The sequence below is a fragment of the Thioclava marina genome (genome assembly GCF_002020135.1).
Taxonomy (GTDB): Bacteria; Pseudomonadota; Alphaproteobacteria; order Rhodobacterales; family Rhodobacteraceae; genus Thioclava; species Thioclava marina.
In genome coordinates this window covers 566,519-586,046 of the sequence record NZ_MPZS01000001.1, presented here as the reverse complement: position 1 = coordinate 586,046, position 19,528 = coordinate 566,519, and the positions used below count along the sequence as shown (strand labels likewise).

Annotated in this window: 18 protein-coding genes; 10 read left to right on the top strand and 8 right to left on the bottom strand. The window is 66.0% G+C overall.

All coding sequences use genetic code 11. The annotated features are described in order from the left end of the window. Positions 1-112: 112 nt before the first annotated feature. A complete protein-coding gene (speB, locus tag BMG00_RS02750; protein WP_078573318.1) occupies positions 113-1,084 on the bottom strand; it encodes an agmatinase in 972 nt (323 codons plus the stop codon). 120 nt (positions 1,085-1,204) lie between these two features. On the opposite strand from speB, the gene BMG00_RS02745 reads away from it, so the two are divergent. From BMG00_RS02745 to BMG00_RS02715, 7 genes are all read left to right on the top strand, one after another. Continuing rightward, entirely contained in the window at positions 1,205-2,167 is a 963-nt protein-coding gene (locus BMG00_RS02745; protein ID WP_093469877.1) for a TDT family transporter, read from the top strand. 122 nt (positions 2,168-2,289) lie between these two features. Beyond that, a complete protein-coding gene (gene guaB, locus BMG00_RS02740; RefSeq protein WP_078528398.1) occupies positions 2,290-3,738 on the top strand; it encodes an IMP dehydrogenase in 1,449 nt (482 codons plus the stop codon). Between the two features lie 310 nt (positions 3,739-4,048). After that, the gene (locus BMG00_RS02735; RefSeq protein ID WP_078528395.1) at positions 4,049-4,534 is read left to right on the top strand and encodes a TrgA family protein; all 486 of its coding nucleotides are present in this window, start codon (positions 4,049-4,051) and stop codon (positions 4,532-4,534) included. A gap of 81 nt (positions 4,535-4,615) precedes the next feature. Then, positions 4,616-5,740 (top strand): NUDIX domain-containing protein, encoded by a 1,125-nt coding sequence (locus BMG00_RS02730; RefSeq protein ID WP_078573316.1) that lies wholly within the window; start codon positions 4,616-4,618, stop codon positions 5,738-5,740. A gap of 70 nt (positions 5,741-5,810) precedes the next feature. Continuing rightward, positions 5,811-6,842, top strand: a complete 1,032-nt coding sequence (locus BMG00_RS02725; RefSeq protein ID WP_078573315.1) for a cysteine synthase A — start codon at positions 5,811-5,813, stop codon at positions 6,840-6,842. Further along, positions 6,839-9,373 (top strand): DUF3772 domain-containing protein, encoded by a 2,535-nt coding sequence (locus tag BMG00_RS02720; protein WP_078573314.1) that lies wholly within the window; start codon positions 6,839-6,841, stop codon positions 9,371-9,373. The genes BMG00_RS02725 and BMG00_RS02720 overlap by 4 nt, the downstream gene beginning before the upstream one ends. Further along, complete coding sequence (locus BMG00_RS02715) at positions 9,357-10,103, top strand: alanyl-tRNA editing protein (RefSeq protein WP_425443993.1); 747 nt, start codon at positions 9,357-9,359, stop codon at positions 10,101-10,103. Before BMG00_RS02720 ends, BMG00_RS02715 begins: the two co-directional genes overlap by 17 nt. Positions 10,104-10,259: 156 nt before the next feature. Here BMG00_RS02715 and tyrS read toward each other — a convergent pair whose 3' ends face one another. Further along, positions 10,260-11,507 carry a tyrosine--tRNA ligase gene (gene tyrS / locus BMG00_RS02710; RefSeq protein WP_078528383.1) on the bottom strand — a complete coding sequence of 416 codons (1,248 nt, stop codon included), beginning with the start codon at positions 11,505-11,507 and terminating at the stop codon, positions 10,260-10,262. 59 nt (positions 11,508-11,566) lie between these two features. On the opposite strand from tyrS, the gene BMG00_RS02705 reads away from it, so the two are divergent. From BMG00_RS02705 to BMG00_RS02695, 3 genes are all read left to right on the top strand, one after another. After that, complete coding sequence (locus tag BMG00_RS02705; protein ID WP_078528380.1) at positions 11,567-12,676, top strand: anhydro-N-acetylmuramic acid kinase; 1,110 nt, start codon at positions 11,567-11,569, stop codon at positions 12,674-12,676. 119 nt (positions 12,677-12,795) lie between these two features. Then, on the top strand, positions 12,796-13,242 hold the full coding sequence (locus tag BMG00_RS02700) for a DUF4405 domain-containing protein (RefSeq protein WP_078573313.1): 447 nt from the start codon (positions 12,796-12,798) through the stop codon (positions 13,240-13,242). 183 nt (positions 13,243-13,425) lie between these two features. Further along, entirely contained in the window at positions 13,426-13,674 is a 249-nt protein-coding gene (locus BMG00_RS02695) for a DUF2798 domain-containing protein (protein ID WP_078528374.1), read from the top strand. A gap of 37 nt (positions 13,675-13,711) precedes the next feature. Here the strand turns inward: BMG00_RS02695 and BMG00_RS02690 are convergent, their stop codons facing one another. The 6 genes from BMG00_RS02690 to BMG00_RS02665 form a co-directional block, all read right to left on the bottom strand. Continuing rightward, on the bottom strand, positions 13,712-14,137 hold the full coding sequence (locus BMG00_RS02690; RefSeq protein ID WP_078573312.1) for a cupin domain-containing protein: 426 nt from the start codon (positions 14,135-14,137) through the stop codon (positions 13,712-13,714). Next, positions 14,127-14,858: a haloacid dehalogenase type II gene (locus tag BMG00_RS02685; protein ID WP_078573311.1), complete on the bottom strand. Its 732-nt coding sequence runs from the start codon at positions 14,856-14,858 to the stop codon at positions 14,127-14,129. The genes BMG00_RS02690 and BMG00_RS02685 overlap by 11 nt, the downstream gene beginning before the upstream one ends. 168 nt (positions 14,859-15,026) lie before the next feature. Next, positions 15,027-16,301: a phosphopyruvate hydratase gene (gene eno / locus BMG00_RS02680; RefSeq protein ID WP_078528364.1), complete on the bottom strand. Its 1,275-nt coding sequence runs from the start codon at positions 16,299-16,301 to the stop codon at positions 15,027-15,029. Positions 16,302-16,403: 102 nt separating this feature from the next. After that, on the bottom strand, positions 16,404-17,279 hold the full coding sequence (locus BMG00_RS02675; protein WP_078573310.1) for a DMT family transporter: 876 nt from the start codon (positions 17,277-17,279) through the stop codon (positions 16,404-16,406). A 63-nt stretch (positions 17,280-17,342) separates the two neighbouring features. Next, entirely contained in the window at positions 17,343-18,059 is a 717-nt protein-coding gene (locus BMG00_RS02670) for an endonuclease/exonuclease/phosphatase family protein (protein ID WP_078528358.1), read from the bottom strand. 26 nt (positions 18,060-18,085) lie between these two features. Next, positions 18,086-19,516 (bottom strand): protein adenylyltransferase SelO, encoded by a 1,431-nt coding sequence (locus BMG00_RS02665; protein ID WP_078573309.1) that lies wholly within the window; start codon positions 19,514-19,516, stop codon positions 18,086-18,088. Positions 19,517-19,528 lie beyond the last annotated feature (12 nt).

Here is a 19,528-nt window from a genome sequence, read left to right as displayed (position 1 = left end):
CGAGATATTTTCGTCAAGAAGAAGGGGCGGGCTTTCTTCTTGATTTAAATATCTCCGCCGGAGGCATCCGGCCGTGCCACGAGCGCTCGGGTCGGGGCGCGCACGGTGCGTCTCAGCGAGTGGAGCGGGCGTGAAAGATGAAACCGAGAAAATTCAGCAGAATCTGAGCTGCGAGGATCGGGGTCGTGCCGCTCGGGTCGTAATCGGGGGCGACCTCGACCAGATCGATGCCCACGACCTCGTGGCGCTTCGCGATCCCCTGCAGGATCTCGAGCACTTCGTAGTAGAGGAACCCGCCATGGCTGGGCGTCCCGGTGCCCGGTGCGATCGAGGGGTCGAACCCGTCGATGTCGATCGTGACATAGATCCGTGCGCCCTCGGGGATGCGCCCCAGCACGCCTTCGGTGCCGAGCTTGCGCACCTGACGAACGCTGAGGAAATCGTCGCCCATGGCGCGGGCCGCGTCATAGCCGTCCTTCGCGGTCGAGGAGACGTTGCGGATGCCGAGCGCGGTGATGCCCGAGACGTAATCCTTTTCAGCCGCGCGGCGCATCGGGTTGCCATGGCCTTGCGTGACGCCGTGGCGCTCATCGACGAAGTCGAGATGGGCGTCGATCTGGACGATATGGATGGGACCCTTCTCGGCGCAATTCTCGGCGAAGGCGCGGATGCAGGGGATGTTGACCGAGTGATCGCCTCCGATCACCACCGGCAACGCGCCGGCGGCAAGCATCGCGCGCACGCCGGTCTCGATATTGGCATGGCTGCGCCCGGTATCGGTGTGAACGATATCGGCATCCCCGATATCGACGATCGTTACCTCGGGGCCGAGATAGGTCGCGTCGTCCTCGTGGTCGTAGGCGCCCGCATGGCCGAAGGAGAAAAGCGTCGAGGCCTCGCGCACCGACCGCGGACCGAAGCGCGCACCGCCGCGGAATTGGGTGCCGCTGTCAAAGGGGGCGCCCATCACGGCGATATCGGCCTCGATCTTGTCCCAGTCGGCCACGTAGTCGCGCTTGCCGAAGGTCGAGATCCCCACGAAAGGGAGGTTGAGCCGCCCGGTCTCGTAGCCATGCCCCGCCATTCTCGCCACCTTTCATGTCCGATGTCGTCTGGAGCGACAGCTTTTCGCCCTGCGGGAAATATTGCAAGCGCCCGTTTTGCGGGGATAAGACTGGTGCGACGCTCAGAGAGGAAACCGCCCATGTCCTTCGCCCCGCCCAAGATGACGCCCAAGGGCCTGTTTCGCCGCACGCCACCGGCAATGTTCCCACCGGTGCTGGGGCTGATGGGGCTGGGGATCGCGTGGCGGCGCGGGGTGCGCGAATTTGCGCTGCCGCCGGATCTGGCCGAGCTGTTTCTTGGCGCGGTCACGCTGCTCGCTCTGTTCACGCTTTTGGCCTATGTCGCGAAGGTCGCCCGCCGTCCGGGGGTGGTGACCGAGGATCTGCGCATCCTGCCGGGGCGGGCGGGCCTCGCGGCGGGGGTGTTGGTGATCTATCTCGTAGCGGCCGCGCTGGCGCCTTACGGGGCGGTGGCGGTGGCTCTGTTCTGGCTGGCTGTCGCGGTGCATCTGGGCTTCAGCGCGATGGTGATCTACGTGCTGGCTACGGGCCCCGCCGAGCAGCGCCGGGTCAATCCGACCTGGCAGCTGACCTTCTCGGGCTGGATCGTCGGTGCGGTCGCGGCGCAGGCGCTGGGGCTGGTGCAACCCGCGCTCGCGATGTTCTGGGTGGCCTTCGGCGCGGCGGTGGGGATCTGGCTTGCCTCGATCAACCAGTTCGCCCGCGAGAAAGTGCCCGCGCCGCTGCGTCCGCTGCTTGCGATCCATCTCGCGCCGGCGGCCCTTCTGGGCACGGTCGCGACCGGGTTCGACGCGGTCGGGATCGCGCAGGTGATGGCCGGTCTCGCGGGGCTTTACGCGCTCGTTCTTCTCGTGTCGATCCGCTGGTTGCTTGAGGGTGGTTTCAGTCCGCTCTGGGGCGCGTTCACCTTCCCGGTGACGGCGCTTGCGGGGTGCTGGCTCGCACAGGGCGGGCCCTGGGTGATGCCGGGGGCGGTCATGCTGATCGCGGCGACCGTGATCGTCATTCCGATCGCGATCCGGGTGTTCAAGCTCTGGGCCAAGGGGCAGCTCGCGATGAAGACCAACGCGGCCATCGCCTGAGGGCTGCCAGCGGGGCCGGGTCGGAGCGTCTGCACAACGGGTTGCGCGCCTTGGGGGTTGCCTTCGTGCCATTTGCGTGAAACAGGGAACTGCCAAACGCATCTGGACACCGGAGACCCCCCATGCAGATTCGCGAGGCACTCACCTTCGACGACGTACTTCTTGTTCCCGCGGCTTCTTCGGTGCTGCCCGCGACGGCCGATGTCTCGACCTATGTGACCAAGCAGATCAAGCTCAACATCCCGCTTTTGTCCTCGGCAATGGACACTGTGACCGAGGCGCGCATGGCGATCGCCATGGCGCAGGCAGGCGGTATGGGCGTGATTCACAAGAACCTTTCGGTGACCGAGCAATCCGACGAGGTGCGCCGGGTGAAGCGGTTCGAGAGCGGGATCGTCTATAACCCGATCACGCTGCGTCCCGACCAGACGCTGGCCGACGCCAAGGCGCTGAGCGAGCGCTTCGGCTTCTCGGGCTTCCCGGTTGTCGACGAGAACCGCCGCGTGGTGGGGATCGTGACCAACCGCGACATGCGGTTTGCGCAAAAGGACGACACGCCCGTTTCGGTGATGATGACCAAGGACCGGCTCGCGATCCTGCAAGAGCCCGCGGACCGCGCCGAGGCAATCGCGATGATGCGCGAGCGCCGGATCGAGAAGCTTCTGGTCACCGACGCGAGCGGCAAGCTGACCGGGCTTCTGACCCTGCGCGACAGCGAGCAATCGGTGCTCAACCCGACCGCCTGCAAGGACGAGCTGGGTCGTCTGCGCGTGGCGGCCGCGACCTCGGTGGGCGATGCGGGCTTCGAGCGTTCCGAGGCGTTGATCGATGCGGGCGTCGATATCGTCGTCGTGGACACCGCCCATGGCCACAGCCAGGGCGTGATCGAGGCTGTCGAGCGGATCAAGAAACTGTCCGCCAAGACGCAGGTGATCGCCGGCAACGTGGCCACGGCCGAAGCCACGAAGGCGCTGATCGACGCGGGTGCGGATGCGGTGAAGGTCGGCATCGGGCCGGGCTCGATCTGCACCACCCGGATCGTTGCGGGCGTGGGCGTGCCCCAGCTTACCGCAATCATGGATGCGGCTGCCGCTGCGGGTGACATCCCGATCATCGCCGATGGCGGCATCAAGTTCTCGGGCGATTTCGCCAAGGCCATCGCGGCGGGCGCTAGCTGCGCGATGGTCGGCTCGGCCATCGCCGGAACCGACGAAAGCCCCGGCGAGGTCATCCTCTACCAGGGCCGCTCCTACAAGAGCTATCGCGGCATGGGCTCGCTGGGCGCGATGGCGCGCGGCTCGGCCGACCGTTATTTCCAGAAGGACGCGGCGAATGACAAGCTCGTGCCCGAGGGGATCGAGGGGCAGGTTCCCTACAAGGGGCCGGCGGGTGCGGTGATCCACCAGCTCGTGGGCGGTCTACGCGCGGCGATGGGCTATACCGGGAACGGCTCGATCGCCGATATGCGCGGCGGCTGCAACTTCGTGAAGATCACCGGTTCGGGGCTCAAGGAAAGCCACGTCCACGACGTGCAGATCACGCGGGAATCGCCGAACTACCGCATCGGCTGACACGGTCGCGCGATCCGATCAAGGAACATGGGCGCGCCTTCTTCGCGGGAGGCGCGCCGTTTTTCTTTCGACCAAGGGATGAACGTGGCAGCGGCACCTGATCGGGCCTTGGCAGGCGTCAAAAATCGAGAACGGCCAATCGCTTGCCGCGATCAGTGCCAAGGATGCCCCCGGAATGGTGCGAGGGGGGCGGCGGTGCGGTGATATCGCGCCGTTTGCCGCTACGTCACTCGCCATAGTTTCGCCTAACTTGTTCGTTAACTCTGAGCGCTACGAACTGAACAGCCTCGTGTCGAGGAATGAGGAAACAATGATGCAGCGCGTTGTCGTCCGCAATTCGCAAGTCCAGATCCCGACGATGTCGAAGCTCTTCGCGGGGCTGGCTCTCGCGGCGGCGGGGTTCTTTGCTGCACAGGGCATCGTTCCCATGATACCCGCCGGGACCGATGGGGCGGAAGAGCTTCCGCTGATCATGGCTTCCTTCGGGCTGATGTTCGGCTGGCGCGTCGTGGGCGTTCGTCCGGGGCGGCGCTGGGTCGATGCGTGCAATGACGGCCTGCGCGGCGCGATCTACCTGCTGGCGGCGACATTCGCCTTTCTCGGCACGATCCAGATGTTCAAGCTCGCGGTCCGGATGCGCTACGATGACGTTCTCTCGGCGATTACCGACGTGGCCGGACAAGGCATCGGGATCGGACTGGCTTCGTTGAGCCTGCAACCCATTCTGACTCTCGGGATCGGCGCGATGCTCGCCGGTGTGCTCTCCGAATACGGCCATCGCCGCTTCGGGCGCTGATCTCCATCGCTTGACATCCCCGGCCGCTTCCGCAGGCTGTGCCGCGCCGCGCAAATCGCGCGGCGTTTGCTTTGGACTGTGATGATACGCCATTTCTTCTACGGAACGCTCTGCCACCCGCCACTTCTGGAAGCCGTGATCGGTCGTGTTCCCGCGCTGCGCCCCGCGCGCCTGCCGGGCTTTGCGGTCCATGAGGCCTGCAGCGACGGGCAGGGGCTGGGCTTTCCGATCCTCCGGCCCGAAGAGGGGGCCGCGGCGCAGGGGCTTCTCGTGGATCTGACCGCGTCCGAGGCGGACCGGATTGCGTGGTATGAGGCGGGCTATGACGCTGTCGAGCGCGAGGTGTCGACCGCGCAGGGGCCGCGCCTGGCCAAGCTCTGGTTGCCGCAGGCGGGGCGCTGGGAGATTGGCGCGCCCTGGACGCTCTCGGATTGGGCGCCGAAATGGGCCGCGCTCAAGACGGAAGGCGCGCGCCGCTTCATCGCAGAGGCCGAGGCGATCGGGCCCGAGCGCGCCAATGCACGTTACCACGCCATCCTCGTGCGCGCGGCCTCGACCCTGCGTGCGCGCGCCGAGCCGATGCCGCAGGCGTTACGCCGTTCCGTGACCGGGGCGGATCTGAAGATCGAGGCGCAATCGGTTGGCTACGCGAAGTTTTTTGCGGTTGAAGATTACGATCTGAGCCACCGCCTCTTCGCAGGCGGGATGAGCGAGAAGCTCGACCGTGCCGCGTTCATTTCCGGGGATGCGACCGTCGTTCTGCCTTATGATCCGAAACGCGACCGGGTGTTGCTGGTCGAGCAGTTTCGCACCGGTCCGCTCGCGCGCGGCGAGCCCAACCCATGGATGATCGAGGCGATCGCGGGGCGCGTCGATCCCGGCGAGACACCCGAACAGGCGGCTTTGCGCGAAGCCGGTGAGGAGGCGGGGATCACCATAGAGCGCCTGATCGAGGCGCCGCGCTATTATCCGTCGCCGGGCGCAAAATCGGAGTTCATCTATTCCTATATCGGCATTGCCGACCTGCCCGATGGCGCCGGCGCGCCCGGTGGGGTGGCGGACGAGGGCGAGGATATCCGCCCGCATCTTCTGTCCTTCGAGGCGCTTCTCGGGCTTGTGAATACGGGTGAGGCGGGCAATGCGCCGCTGATTCTTCTCACGCTCTGGCTCGACCGGATGCGCGATCGCCTTCGCGCCGAGGCTTGAGGTGCGCCGCCCGGCGGCCTAAGTCTGGATCCAACGGCCCCGATACGGGGCGCGCGAAGGGAGAGTGGAGATGCGCATCAGTGAGGATCTGGCGGCGGCGATCGGGAATACACCGCTTATCAAGCTCAGGAAGGCCTCCGAGGCGACGGGGTGCACGATCCTCGGCAAGGCCGAATTCCTCAATCCGGGCCAGTCGGTAAAGGACCGCGCGGCGCTCTACATCATCCGCGACGCGATCCGGCGCGGAGAACTGTCCCCCGGCGGCACGATCGTCGAAGGCACGGCCGGGAATACCGGGATCGGGCTGGCGCTCGTGGGCTCTTCGATGGGGTTCCGCTCGGTGATCGTGATCCCCGAGACGCAGAGCCAGGAAAAGAAGGACATGCTGCGGCTGGCAGGTGCCGAGCTGGTGCAGGTTCCGGCCGCGCCTTATCGCAACCCCAACAATTACGTGCGCTATTCCGAGCGGCTGGCGAAGGAGATCGCCAAGACCGACCCGAACGGCGCGATCTGGGCGAACCAGTTCGACAATACCGCGAACCGTCAGGCTCATATCGAGACCACAGGGCCAGAAATCTGGGACCAGACCGGCGGCAAGGTGGACGGGTTCATCTGCTCGGTCGGCTCGGGCGGCACCTTCGCGGGGGTGGGCCTTGCGCTTCAGCCCAAGGGCGTGAAGATCGCGCTGGCCGATCCCGATGGCGCGGCGCTGCACAGCTTCTACACCACCGGCGAACTTGTCTCGCAGGGCTCCTCGATCACCGAAGGGATCGGGCAGGGGCGCATCACGGCGAATCTGGAAGGCTTCACCCCGGACATGAGCTTCAACATTCCCGACACCGAGGCTTTGCCGATCCTGTTCGATCTGCTCTCCGAAGAAGGTCTGTGCCTGGGCGGCTCGTCGGGCATCAACGTCGCCGGTGCGATCCGGATGGCGCAGGAAATGGGGCCGGGGCACACGATCGTGACGGTGCTGTGCGATTATGGCACGCGCTACCAGTCCAAGCTCTACAACCCCGATTTCCTCAAGGGCAAGGCGCTGCCGGTGCCGGAATGGCTCGACCGTGCGCCGCGTGACGTCCCGGAGGTCTTCGCGGAATGATCCTGCGCGTGACCCGCCTTCTGTTGCTGGTGCTTGCGCTGGCCCTGCCGGTGCTGGCGCAGGCGCAGACCAGCGCACCGCTTGATTATGCCGCGTGGGACAAGCTCGCCTCGCGCGCCGAAACGATGGTGCAGGACGACAGCGCGGCAGAGGCGGCCTTTGACGATATCCGCAATACGCTGACCGACTGGCGCGCGAAGTTCCAGCAGGCCGAGAGCACGAATGCGACGCAGATTTCGACGGTGAAGGCGCAGATCGACGCGCTCGGTCCTGCCCCCAAGGAGGGCGAGACCGAGGATCAGGCGATCGCCGAGCGGCGCAAGGCGCTCAATGACCAGCTTGCGCAGTTGCAGGCGCCCGGGATCCGCGCCACCGAGGCCGCGAGCCGCGCCGACAGCATCATCGCCAATATCGACAGGCTGCTCCGGGCGCGCCAGACCGACAAACTGATGCGGCTCACGCCCTCTCCGCTCAACCCCATCAATTGGCCCGCGGGGATCAAGGTGCTCTCGGGGCTGGGAGGCGCGCTGGCCTCCGAGATGAGGGCGCAGCTCGAAAAACCCGACCCCTATGCGACCGCGCGAGACCGGGCGCCGGTGATCGTGGGATTGTTGCTGGTCGCGCTGGTTCTGGTTGCGCGCGGACGGCGCTGGATCATGAAACTGGCCGATCTGATCGAGAAGCGGCTCGCGTGGCGCACGCAGCGAGTGACCGACTTCCTCGTCTCCATCGGTCAGATCACGCTGCCGATCGTCGGTGTGACGCTCCTTGTGACGGCGCTGATCCAGACCGCGCTATTCGGCACGCGCTGGACCGAGTTCCTGATGGCGGTGGGGGCGGTCGTTTCGGCCTTCTTCGCGGCGATCTGGCTGGCGGGGAGGGTCTTCCCTCGCAATGACCGCCAGTCCGCGCCCTTCACGCTGCAACCCGAACGGCGCCGCGAAGGACGGCTGCTCACGGTATCGCTCGCGGTTCTCGCCGCCATGCAGGGCCCGTTCGGCGATTGGGTGGTCAAGCGCGGCGAGGCGGCGCTCGATACCGGTGCCACGACCTCCGAGGCAGTCGACTCGGTCGGCAAGCTGCTCGATGCGGGGTTCGGCGTGCTTGCCTTCCCGCTTCAGGTGCTGGCCGCTATCCTTCTGTTCCGCTTCGGCCAGTTGCTGCGGCGCCACCTGCGTAACGAGACCAGCGCGAGCGAGGAAAGCGCCTTCCGCGATCGTCTCGTGGGGCTTCTGGGCAATACGTTGATCGTGGTTTCCGTGATCGCGCCGGTTCTTGGCGGGATCGGGTATGTGAACGCGGCAAACGCGCTGATCTGGCCGACGATCATGACACTGGGGCTGATCGCTCTGGTGTTGGTGCTGCATCTCTTCCTGACCGATCTCTATGTCTTCATCACCCGGCGCAACGACGAAGGGCGCGAGTCGCTGACCCCGACGCTGATCGGCTTCCTGCTGGGCCTCGCAGCGCTTCCCTTCGCGGCGCTGATCTGGGGGGCGCGCTCCTCCGATCTGCTGGAGCTGTGGACGCGGTTCCGCAACGGGATGTCGCTCGGCGGTGTGACGATCTCTCCCGGTGTCTTCCTGACCTTCGCGATCATCTTCGTGATCGGCCTGATGGTCACGCGGCTGCTGCAAGGCGCGCTCAAGGCGTCGCTTCTGCCCAAGACGAAAATCGACAAGGGCGGCCAGAACGCGATCATTTCCGGCGTCGGCTATATGGGGATCTTCCTTGCCGCGGTGATCTCCATTTCCGCTGCCGGGATCGATCTGAGCTCGCTCGCCATCGTCGCGGGCGCGCTCTCGGTCGGGGTAGGTTTTGGCCTGCAGACCATCGTGCAGAACTTCGTCTCGGGCATCATCCTGCTCATCGAGCGTCCGATCTCGGAGGGTGACTGGATCGAGGTCGGCGGTCAGATGGGCGTCGTAAAGGCGATCTCGGTGCGCTCGACACGGATCGAGACCTTCGATCGCACCGAGGTCATCGTGCCCAATGCCGACCTGATCGCGGGGCAGGTGACGAACTGGACGCGCGGCAATCTCACGGGGCGGCTGATCCTGCCGGTGGGCGTGGCCTATGGAACTGACACCCGCAAGGTCGAGGAGATCCTGCTTGAAATCGCGAAGAACCAGTCTCTGGTGATGATGAACCCCGAGCCGACGGTGATCTTCAACGGCTTCGGCGCGGACAGTCTCGATTTCGAGGTACGGGTCATCCTGTCGGATGTGAATTTCATCATGCGGGTGAAATCCGAGATGAACCACGAGATCAATCAACGCTTCACCGAGGCCGGGATCGAGATCCCCTTCGCGCAACGCGACGTCTGGCTGCGCAATCCCGAGGTTTTGCAGGGCGCTCTGGCGAAACCCGAACGCGAGCCCGAACCCGAGCCCGAACCGGAAACGGCACCGGACATGGCGGACAAGACGCCCCATCCCGTGACGCGCGAGGATCTGGGAACGCCCCAGCCCGGCGAAGGGATGGAAGGCGTCCAACAACAGGATGGAGGGTCCGATGGAGGAGATCGTTGAGATGCCCGAGGCGCAAAGTTTCCGGGTTCACCCCTATGCGCGTGACCTCGAGACTCGCGTGACGGGGCTGACCGAGGAAGGCGGCATCTATTGCGCGGATTCGATCTTCTATCCCACCGGCGGCGGCCAGCCCGGCGATAGTGGACGGTTGCGCTGGGAGGGCGGTGAAATCGAGATCGCCACGGCCGTGAAGGCCGAGCCGGGCGCGCCGGGGGCGGTGATCCTCGTGCCCGCCGAACCGCAGCCCCTGCCGCCCGTCGGGAAGCTGGTGCGTCAGGAGATCGACTGGGAGCGACGTCACCGTCACATGCGCGTCCACACCGCGCTACACCTTCTCTCGGTCGCGATCCCGCTGCCGGTGACGGGCGGGCAGATCGGCGCGGAAAAGGGACGGCTCGATTTCGATATGCCCGAGAAGCCCGAGGATCTCGAGGCGATCGAGCGCCAGCTCAACGACTGGGTGGCGCGCGACCTCAAGGTTACCGAACAATGGATCACCGACGAGGAACTTGAGGCTCGGCCCGAACTGGTGAAGACGATGTCGGTCGCCCCGCCGACGGGTCAGGGCTGGGTGCGGCTGATCGCGATCGGCGAGGGGGCGGATCGTATCGACCTTCAGCCCTGCGGCGGCACCCATGTCGCCTCGACCCGCGAGATCGGGCCGCTCAAGATCGGCAAGATCGAGAAGAAGGGCAAGCTCAACCGGCGGGTCCATCTGCATCTGGCCTGAGGGCCGGGGACCGGGCAGGGGGCGCTGCCCCCTCTGGCTGCGCCATTCACCCCCGAGATATTTTCATCAAGAAGAAGGGGGAGAGGTGTTTGCGCGCCCCCGGAGTGGTGGCGGCGCGCAGGTGTTTGGATGTGACGCCCGGGTTGGGCGCGGGTCTCAGCCGAGCTCGACCAGCGCGTGGCGTTTCTTGCCGGCGGAGAGCTTCACCGGTTTCGCCAGGTCGGCGGCGGCGAACATGCGGCCCGCATCGGTGCAGGTCTCGTCATCGACCTTGAGCCCGCCTTCCGCGATCAGGCGCTTGCCGTCCTTGCCCGATTTCGCGAGCCCCGAGCGCACGACGAGTTGCGCAAGCGAGATGCCCTCGCCGAGTTCGCCCGCATCGAGGGTCAGGGTGGGCAGGTCATCGCCCACGCCACCTTTCTCGAAGACCTCGCGCGCGGTGGCCTCGGCCGCCTCGGCCGCTGCGCGGCCGTGGCACAGCGCCGTGACCTCGTTGGCGAGGATGATCTTGGCGTCGTTGATCTCCGAGCCCTCGAGCGCGCCGAGGCGGTCGCATTCCTCGATGGGCAGCTCGGTATAGAGCTTGAGGAAGCGGCCCACATCGGCATCGGTCGTGTTGCGCCAGAACTGCCAGAACTCGTAGGAGGACAGCATGTCCTCGTTGAGCCAGATCGCCCCGCTCGCCGATTTACCCATCTTCTTGCCGTCCGAGGTGGTCAGAAGCGGCGAGGTCAGGCCGAAGATTTCCTGATCGAGAACGCGGCGCGTGAGATCAATCCCGTTGACGATATTGCCCCACTGATCCGAGCCGCCCATCTGCAGGAGGCAGCCATAACGGCGGTTCAGCTCCAGGAAGTCATAGGCCTGCAGGATCATGTAGTTGAATTCGAGGAAGCTGAGGCTCTGCTCGCGGTCGAGACGCGATTTCACGCTCTCGAACGACAGCATCCGGTTGACCGAGAAATGCCGCCCGATATCGCGCAGGAAATCGAGGTAGTTCAGCCCGTCGAGCCATTCGGCATTGTTGAGCATCAGCGCCGGCGTCTCGGCCTCGTAATCGAGGTATTTCGCGAAGACCTGCTTGATGCCCGCTATATTGTCGTCGATCTGATCGGGCGTCAGCAGCGGGCGTTCGTCGGCGCGGAAGGAGGGGTCACCCACCTTCGTCGTGCCGCCGCCCATCAGCGTGATCGGCTGGTGGCCGGTCTTTTGCAGCCAGCGCAGCATCATGATCTGGATCAGCGAGCCCACGTGCAGCGATTTCGCCGTCGCGTCGAAGCCGATATAGCCCGGCACGGTGCCTTTGACCAAAGCCTCGTCCAGCCCCTGATAATCGGTGCAGTCGGCCAGAAAGCCCCGCTCGATCATCACGCGCATGAAGTCTGATTTCGGATGGTAGGTCATCGTGCTTGTTCCTTTTCGCTGCACGTGCATATATCGGGACAGGCGGCGAGAGGGAAGCCATGTTGAAATCCGGGCCGGTCTGGGCAGCAGGTGCCATGTCGGGCACGTCTCTGGACGGTGTGGATGCGGCGCTCGTGCTGACCGATGGGGCGCGGATCCTCGATTTCGGCCGCTCCGATTACCGCCCCTATACAGAAAGCGAACGCGCAGCCCTTCACGCAGCGCTTGGCCGCTGGCCGGGCGAGGCCGGGGTCGATGAGGCGGCCGAGGTGGTCGAGACCGCCCATGCCGAGCTTCTCAGCGGGCTGGGCGAGGCGCGTCTGATCGGCTTTCACGGACAGACGCTCGCGCATGATCCCGAGGGGCGCCAAGGCCCGCGCCGCACCCATCAGGCGGGCGACGGCACGGTGCTGGCCGAGGTTCTGGGCAAACCGGTGGTGTGGGACTTCCGCTCGATGGATGTCGAGATGGGCGGGCAGGGCGCGCCGCTTGCGCCGTTTTTCCATTTCGCCTGCGCAAAGCATGCGGGGCTCGAGGCGCCGGTGGTGTTTCTCAATCTCGGCGGCGTCGGCAATGTGAGCTGGATCGATCCCCGCCAGCCGAGCGCGGAGGTGCCGGGCGCGGTGCTGGCCTTCGATACAGGCCCCGCGAATGCGCCGATCAACGACCTGATCCGGTTGCGGCTGAAGGGAGAATTCGACGCCGGGGGCGAGCTTGCGCTTCAGGGGCAGGTGGACGAGGGCGTGCTCGAGACCTTCCTCGGCCATCCGTTCTTCCTGCGTATGCCACCCAAATCGCTCGACCGAAACGATTTCCACGACATTCTGACGCTGGTGAGCGCGCTCGATGACGCCGATGCGGCCGCGACGCTGACGGCCTGTGCCGCCGCCGCCGTGGCGCGCGGGGGGGAGCATTACCCCGCGCCCCCCGCCGCGATTTACGTAACCGGTGGCGGGCGGCTCAATCAGGCGCTGATGGTGGCGCTTCAATCGCGGATCAACTGCCCGGTCCAGCCGGTCGAGGATATCGGGCTCGACGGGGACATGCTCGAAGCGCAGGCTTTCGCCTATCTCGCGGTGCGCGTGGCGCGCGGGATGCCGACCTCCGGGCCTTCGACGACCGGGGTCGCGGCGCTGATCGGCGGGGGTAAGATCTCGCAGCCCGACTGAGCGGACCGACTGGGTGGCCTGACTGGGTGGTCTGACCGGGAAGCGGCGGATTTGACCGCGATCATGGTTTCTTTCCCCGGATGTGCCTAATCTGGCGCGAAATCTCTCGGAGCCGCGTCATGTCCCATTCCGATCAAGACCCTTGCCCGACCCCCGCCGCCCGCAAGCAGGCGCCGTTCTCGTCCCGCGCGGCGGCGGTGTTCCTCGTAGGGCTCAGCTTCCTTGTCATGGTCGTTTCGGGGCTGGCCGTGACCGTCGCCCCCGCAGGCCGTCTTGCCCGCGAACTCGACTGGTCTCTGCTTGGTCTCGGGCGCACGCAATGGGAGCTTTTGCACCTGTCAATGGGGCTTCTCTTCATCGGGGCCGGGGTCTGGCATATCTGGCTGCACTGGCCGGTGATCCGCAACCTGCTCTGGTCGGCGGCTGCGCGCACGCTCTGCCACCGCCGCGAACTGGCGCTGGCCGTTGGGCTGGTGGGGGGCGTGATCGTGCTTGCCATACTCTGGTGGCCACCGGTCAGCTGGCTGGACAGTCTGGCGGCATGGTTCCGCACCGGGGGCAGATGACCGCCGACAGGCATAGGGAAGATTGACCGGCGCAGGTCGGCGGGCTAATCCGGTCAGGCCGAGAAACGTGCGACCGGTTGGTTACCCCGGTCACCGCGATCCCCGCGGGAGCTAGTCGATTTTCGAACCCACGGCTTACGATCAACCCGGGCGCAGCCCGTTTCAGACCGAGAGCCGATACCCATGACTGACTCGCAGCGCGCAAAGCGCATGATCCTTCTCGCCCAGCTCCTCATCTCCTGCATGATGGCCTTCATGATGACCTTTCTTTTCTCTGTCATGCCACTGGGCTTTCCCGAGGGATGGATGGCGATCTGGATGCACCATTACCTGACCGCCTGGCCGGTTGCCTTTATCCTGTCGCTTGGCGTCGGCCCGCTGGCGTTCAAGATGTCCTCGATCATCATGCAGCGTCTGGCCCGCGACATTTGAACGGCAGCGGGACACGGTCGGCTGCAGGGTTGGCACCTCAGTGCGGGATGTCGAAGCCGGGCGCGGCCAGCTCGAACCCCTCGAAGCGAAATCCCGGCGAGACGGTGCAGCTGACCAGCGTCCAGTCGCCCAAGGAACGCGCCGATTGCCAATGATGCGCCGGCACGATCGCTTGCGGGCGCTGGCCTGCCAGCACATCGGGGCCAAGGAGCAGATCCTGCTTGAGCCCGGTGTCGGCGCTGGCGACGCTTAGCGTCAGCGGCGCGCCCGCGTGGAAATGCCAGATTTCCGCTGCATCGACCCGGTGCCAATGGCTGTTCTCGCCCGCCTTGAGCAGGAAATAGATACAGGTGCCCGCGGGACGCTCCCCCGGTGCGGCCTCGGCCGCCCATGTCTGGCGGTAATGCCCGCCCTCGGGATGCGGCTCAAGCCCGAGAGCTTCGATGATCGCCTCAGCCTCCATGCGCGAGCGTCTTTGCCAGTGCAAGAAAATCCGGTGCGATCACGTCCCAATCGGCCTCCGGCCCGAGATCGCGACGCTGGTCGGGCCCGTATTCGGTGACGCGCGGGATGAACGCGGTTTTCAGCCCCAAGGCGCGCGCCGCCGCCAGGTCGCTGTTATGGGCCGCCACCATCATCACTGCCTCGGGGGGCAGGCGCAGCGCGGCGCAACTTGCCAGGTAGACCTCGGGTTTGGGCTTGTAATCGCGCGCCAGATCCGCACCGAGGATGCAATCCCAGGGCAGCCCCGCATGACGCGCAAGCCGGGTCATCAGCGCGATCGACCCGTTCGAGCAGGGCGCGATGATCGCCTGGCTTTTCAACGCACTCAGTCCCGCCAAGGTGTCGGGCCAGGGATCGAGCCGCTCCCAGGCGTGGGAAAGGTCGTCGGGAGCCGCGACCCCGAAGCGCGCGGCCACCTGGTGGAGGTTTTCGCGGTGCAGGTCATCAAGCGCGACATAGCCCCGCCCGCCCTCGCGAATGCGCGCCATGGCCGGGTCGTATTCTCCGCGCCAAGCATCGGCGAAAGCCAGCGCGTCCACCTCTGGCAGCACGGCCGCCACCTCGCGCGCAATGGCGCTGCGCCAGTCGACACAGGTGCCGAACACATCGAAGATAAGAGCCTCAATCATGGCCCGAGACTGACCCGGATCGCGCGCGGGTGCAATCGCTGCGCCTGCCATCGTCGTCATCCCTGACGGAGGGCGGGGCCCGACCGAGGGGGCGGTCGGGCGCTGCCCGGGCCGCTTCGCGGCTGTTCCGGGCGGGGCGCAAAAGAAAACCCCGCCGGGGCGGGGTGCCTCCGGCGGGGATATTTCGACCAAGTCGAAGCAAAGCGACGTCGGGCGAGATTACTTCAGGATCGAGCGCCCGGCATATTCCGCCGTCTCGCCGAGGCTTTCCTCGATGCGGATCAGCTGGTTGTATTTCGCCAGACGATCCGAGCGCGCGAGCGAGCCGGTCTTGATCTGCCCGCAATTGGTCGCGACGGCCAGATCGGCGATGGTCGCATCCTCGGTCTCGCCCGAGCGGTGGCTCATCACGTTGGTGTAGCGCGCGCGATGCGCCATATCCACGGCTTGCAGCGTCTCGGTCAGGGTGCCGATCTGGTTGACCTTCACCAGCATCGAGTTCGCCACGCCCTGCTTGATGCCGTCGGCCAGACGCGCCGGGTTGGTGACGAAGAGGTCGTCGCCCACCAGCTGAACCTTGTCGCCGAGACGCTCGGTCAGCAGCTTCCAGCCTTCCCAGTCATCCTCGGCCATGCCGTCCTCGATCGAGATGATCGGATAGGCGCCCAGCAGTTTTTCGAGATAGTCGACATTCTCTTTCGAGGTCAGGCTCAGGCCTTCGCCCTTCATCTCGTATTTGCCGCCCTTGTAATATTCGGTCGAGGCGCAATCGAGCGCGAGGTAGATGTCTTCGCCCGGCTTGTAGCCCGCTTTCTCGATCGACTTCAGGATCAGGTCGAGAGCGGCCGTGGTCGAAGCCAGCTCGGGCGCGAAGCCGCCCTCATCGCCGAGCCCCGTCGACAGGCCCGCCGCCGAGAGTTCTTTCTTGAGCGTGTGGAAGACTTCCGAACCCATGCGCACCGCGTCGCGGATATTGCCCGCCGAGACCGGCATGATCATGAATTCCTGGATGTCGATCGGGTTGTCGGCGTGTTCGCCGCCATTGATGATGTTCATCATCGGGACAGGCAGCACGCGGGCCGAGGTGCCGCCGACATAGCGGTAAAGCGGCAGGGCCGAGAAATCGGCGGCGGCCTTGGCGCAGGCCAGCGACACGCCGAGAATGGCGTTCGCACCCAGACGGCCCTTGTTTTCGGTCCCGTCGAGTTCGATCATCGCGCGGTCGATCTCGACCTGCTCGGTCGCGTCCTCGCCCACGAGGGCTTCGGCAATCTCGCCATTGACCGCCATCACGGCTTCCAGAACGCCCTTGCCCATGTAGCGCGCCTTGTCGCCGTCGCGGCGCTCCACGGCTTCATGCGCGCCGGTCGAGGCGCCAGAGGGCACTGCGGCGCGGCCCATCGTGCCGTCTTCGAGGATCACGTCGACCTCGACGGTCGGGTTGCCGCGGCTGTCCAGGATCTCACGGGCGTGAATGTCGATGATGGTGCTCATGGGCGCTCTCCTCGGGCTCCAGTGAATGCTTGGCGACTCTATAGACCCGTGCCGCAGGCGCGAAAAGAGCGCGGGCGGTGAAAAATGCGCGAAAGAGGGCTGTTAGCGACGCAACCTGGCTTGCCGCCATAGCGTATAGAGCCCCGACGCGACGATCACCGCGCCGCCGATCAGCGTCCAGCGGTCCGGCGGCTCGGAAAAGACCGCCCAGCTGATCGCCATCGCGAAGATCAGGCGCGTGTAGCGAAACGGCGTGATCACCGAGACCTCGCCGATCCGCATTGCCGCGATCAGCGCGTAATAGCCCAGAGGCCCCACGATCAGCGCGCCCGCGATCATCCCCCATTCGGCCAGGCTCGGCATCAGCACCGGCTCGGGCGTGACCAGGCCGATCGCGACACCCGCAGGCACCAGAACGCCGAACCCGTAGGTCGCAAGCTGCATCGAGGTGATCGCGCGCGGCACGCGGCGCGTCGCCAGATCGCGCACCGCAAGCCCCACCACCGCGACCACGGCCAGAAGCGAGAGGACGGAGAAGCCCTCCGTGCCGGGCCGGATCACGATCAACACGCCCGCAAAGCCGATCAGGATCGCCGACCAGCGCCGCCAGCCGACGGTCTCGCCCAGAAACAGTGCCGCGCCGAGCGTCACGGCAAGCGGTGTGGCCTGCAATATCGCCGAGGCCTGGGCGAGAGGGGTGAAGATCACCGCCGAGACGAAACAGATAGTGCCGAGGATCTCGCCCGCATTGCGCAACAGCACCGGCCCCGCGAGCAGGTCGCGCGAAATCAGCCGATCGCCGCGCCAGAGCGCGATTGCGCCGAAGATCAGCGCGCCACCCGCGCCCAGAAGCGCCAGTACCTCGCCCACCGGCAGCCGCGCGCCCATCGCCTTGATGAACATGTCCTCCAGCGCAAAGCCCGCCATGGCAGCGACCATCAGCAAGGAGCCGTGAAAGTTCTCGCGCAGATTGTCCATGATCGCCCTCTGACCGGATGGTCAAACCCCTCTAGCCGTGTGGGCGGGACAGGGCAAGCGCGCTCACTCCGATAGCGGACGATGGCGGATCCCGCCGATATCGGCCCAGATCGGCAGGTGATCCGAGGCAATGCGCGCCACCGGCGTGTCGAGCACGCCCTTGCGCACCACCCGCAACCCGGGACTCGTGACGATGCGGTCGAGGCGCCCAACCGGCGCGCGCGAGGGGTAGGTGGCGCCCGGCTCATGGATGTGAAACCCGGTCAGCGCCTCGAATCCGTGCTTGGCGCGCCATTCGTTGAAATCGCCGATCGCTAGGGCGGGATGGGGGTTCGCGTCCTGCATCGCGCGGGCGATGCGTGACCATTGTGCGCGCCGGTCCATCCGGCGCAGCCCCAGATGCGCGGCCACCAGCAGGAAGGGCGCGCCGCTGTCGGGCACGATATTGACCGCCAGCGCCCCGCGCGGCTCGAGTCCCGGCAGGGTGATCGGCTCCACATCGAGCACCTTCGAGCCGCGTCGCACCAGAACGACCTGCCCGTGCCAGCCCAGACTGTCCGGCCCGGTGCGCGGCATATCATGGCGGACGAAATCGGTCTCGGCCTCGATCAGCTTCTGCGGCAGCGCGGCGGGCCGTGCGCCCATCCGCTTGTCGACCTCCTGCAAGGCGATCACGTCGGCCTGCAGCGCGTTGATCACCGCGACGACGCGTTCGGGATCATGCCGCCGGTCAGTGCCCACGCATTTATGAAGATTGTAGGAGGCGATCCGAACCGTCATTTTTTCAATGCCTTAACTCGCGAAGCTCATGTGCCGCAGAAGGTGCGCTGGACCCTTTGCTCGGGGCGCGGCGCAGCCTCGTATTCGCCATAACGCGTATCTTCCGCGAAAGGTTCGGAGAGGGCTTCGAGAAGCCGGTGCAGGGGCGCGTCATCGCCCTCCATCGCCGCCGCGATCATCTCCTCGACCCGGTGATTGCGCGGAATGCGCAGCGGGTTTTCGGTGGCCATCACGCCTGCCGGGTCAGCCTCACGCGCGATACGGGCCTCCCAGGTTTCGCGCCACAGATCGAAGGCCATGGGCTCGGTGAACTCGGCGCGCGCCGTCTGAGGATCGCGCCGCAGGGCACTGAAAACACGTGTGAAATCGGCCTTCTCGGTCGCCATGCGGCCCAGCAGGTCCTCGATCAGCGGCAGATCCTCTTCGCTGGCCTCCGCGATCCCGATCTTGCGTCCCATCCGGCGCAGCCACGCGCGCTGATAGACCCCGATGAAACTGTCGACCGCGGCGCTTGCCTCCTCCACGGCGACCTCGCGCTCTCCCATCAAGGGCAGCAGACAGGTGGCGAATTGCGCGAGGTTCCAGACCGCGATCTGCGGCTGGCGCGCATAGGCATATCGCCCGAACTGGTCGATCGAGGAAAAGACCCGCCCCGGATGGTAATGATCCATGAAGGCGCAAGGACCATAGTCGATGGTCTCGCCCGAGAGCGCCATATTGTCGGTATTCATCACTCCGTGAATGAAGCCCAGAGCCATCCAGTGCGCGACCAGCTCGGCCTGACGCGCCGCAACCGCCTGCAGCACCTCCAGCGGCGTCTCGCATTCCGGATAATGGCGCTCGATCAGGGTGTTGAGAAGCGTTTCCAATCCTTCCAGGTCGTCGCGCGCGGCGAAATACTGGAAGGTGCCGACGCGGATATGGCTCGCGGCCACCCGCACGAGGATCGCGCCCGGCCGCCCGCTGGCCTCGCGCACCACCGTCTCGCCGGTGCGCAACGCCGCCAGCGCCCGCGTCGTGGGCACGCCGAGTGCCGCCATCGCCTCGCTGAGCACATATTCGCGCAAGACCGGCCCGATCCAGGCGCGCCCGTCCGAACGTCCGCGCGAGAACTCCGTCCGCCCCGCACCTTTCAATTGGAGATCGAACCGCGCGCCATCAGGGGCCACGACCTCGCCCAGCATCACCGCGCGACCGTCGCCCAGCCGCGGCACGAAGCCTCCGAACTGATGCCCCGCATAGGCCTGCGCGATCGGCTCCGCCCCCTCGGGCAGCGCATTCCCGGCCAGCATCGCGATACCGTCGGGACTTTCCAGCCAATCCCCATCCAGCCCCAGCCGCGCCGCCAGATCCCGGTTGAGCACGACCAGTTCCGGGGCCTTTACCGGCACGGGGTTCTGACGCTCGAAAAACCGCTCGGGCAGGCGGGCATAGCTGTTGTCGAAGGAAATGGTCATTGGAGCTCCTTC

Bases quoted from the DNA above. Each gene is read 5' to 3' on its own strand.
- guaB (WP_078528398.1), top strand. From the start codon at position 2,290: ATGCAGATTCGCGAGGCACTCACCTTCGACGACGTACTTCTTGTTCCC.
- BMG00_RS02695 (WP_078528374.1), top strand. From the start codon at position 13,426: ATGACTGACTCGCAGCGCGCAAAGCGCATGATCCTTCTCGCCCAGCTC.
- BMG00_RS02685 (WP_078573311.1), bottom strand. From the start codon at position 14,858: ATGGCAGGCGCAGCGATTGCACCCGCGCGCGATCCGGGTCAGTCTCGG.
- BMG00_RS02690 (WP_078573312.1), bottom strand. From the start codon at position 14,137: ATGGAGGCTGAGGCGATCATCGAAGCTCTCGGGCTTGAGCCGCATCCC.
- BMG00_RS02725 (WP_078573315.1), top strand. From the start codon at position 5,811: ATGCGCATCAGTGAGGATCTGGCGGCGGCGATCGGGAATACACCGCTT.
- eno (WP_078528364.1), bottom strand. From the start codon at position 16,301: ATGAGCACCATCATCGACATTCACGCCCGTGAGATCCTGGACAGCCGC.
- BMG00_RS02665 (WP_078573309.1), bottom strand. From the start codon at position 19,516: ATGACCATTTCCTTCGACAACAGCTATGCCCGCCTGCCCGAGCGGTTT.
- BMG00_RS02745 (WP_093469877.1), top strand. From the start codon at position 1,205: ATGTCCTTCGCCCCGCCCAAGATGACGCCCAAGGGCCTGTTTCGCCGC.
- BMG00_RS02715 (WP_425443993.1), top strand. From the start codon at position 9,357: ATGGAGGAGATCGTTGAGATGCCCGAGGCGCAAAGTTTCCGGGTTCAC.
- tyrS (WP_078528383.1), bottom strand. From the start codon at position 11,507: ATGACCTACCATCCGAAATCAGACTTCATGCGCGTGATGATCGAGCGG.
- BMG00_RS02720 (WP_078573314.1), top strand. From the start codon at position 6,839: ATGATCCTGCGCGTGACCCGCCTTCTGTTGCTGGTGCTTGCGCTGGCC.
- BMG00_RS02730 (WP_078573316.1), top strand. From the start codon at position 4,616: ATGATACGCCATTTCTTCTACGGAACGCTCTGCCACCCGCCACTTCTG.
- BMG00_RS02705 (WP_078528380.1), top strand. From the start codon at position 11,567: ATGTTGAAATCCGGGCCGGTCTGGGCAGCAGGTGCCATGTCGGGCACG.
- BMG00_RS02670 (WP_078528358.1), bottom strand. From the start codon at position 18,059: ATGACGGTTCGGATCGCCTCCTACAATCTTCATAAATGCGTGGGCACT.
- speB (WP_078573318.1), bottom strand. From the start codon at position 1,084: ATGGCGGGGCATGGCTACGAGACCGGGCGGCTCAACCTCCCTTTCGTG.
- BMG00_RS02675 (WP_078573310.1), bottom strand. From the start codon at position 17,279: ATGGACAATCTGCGCGAGAACTTTCACGGCTCCTTGCTGATGGTCGCT.
- BMG00_RS02700 (WP_078573313.1), top strand. From the start codon at position 12,796: ATGTCCCATTCCGATCAAGACCCTTGCCCGACCCCCGCCGCCCGCAAG.
- BMG00_RS02735 (WP_078528395.1), top strand. From the start codon at position 4,049: ATGATGCAGCGCGTTGTCGTCCGCAATTCGCAAGTCCAGATCCCGACG.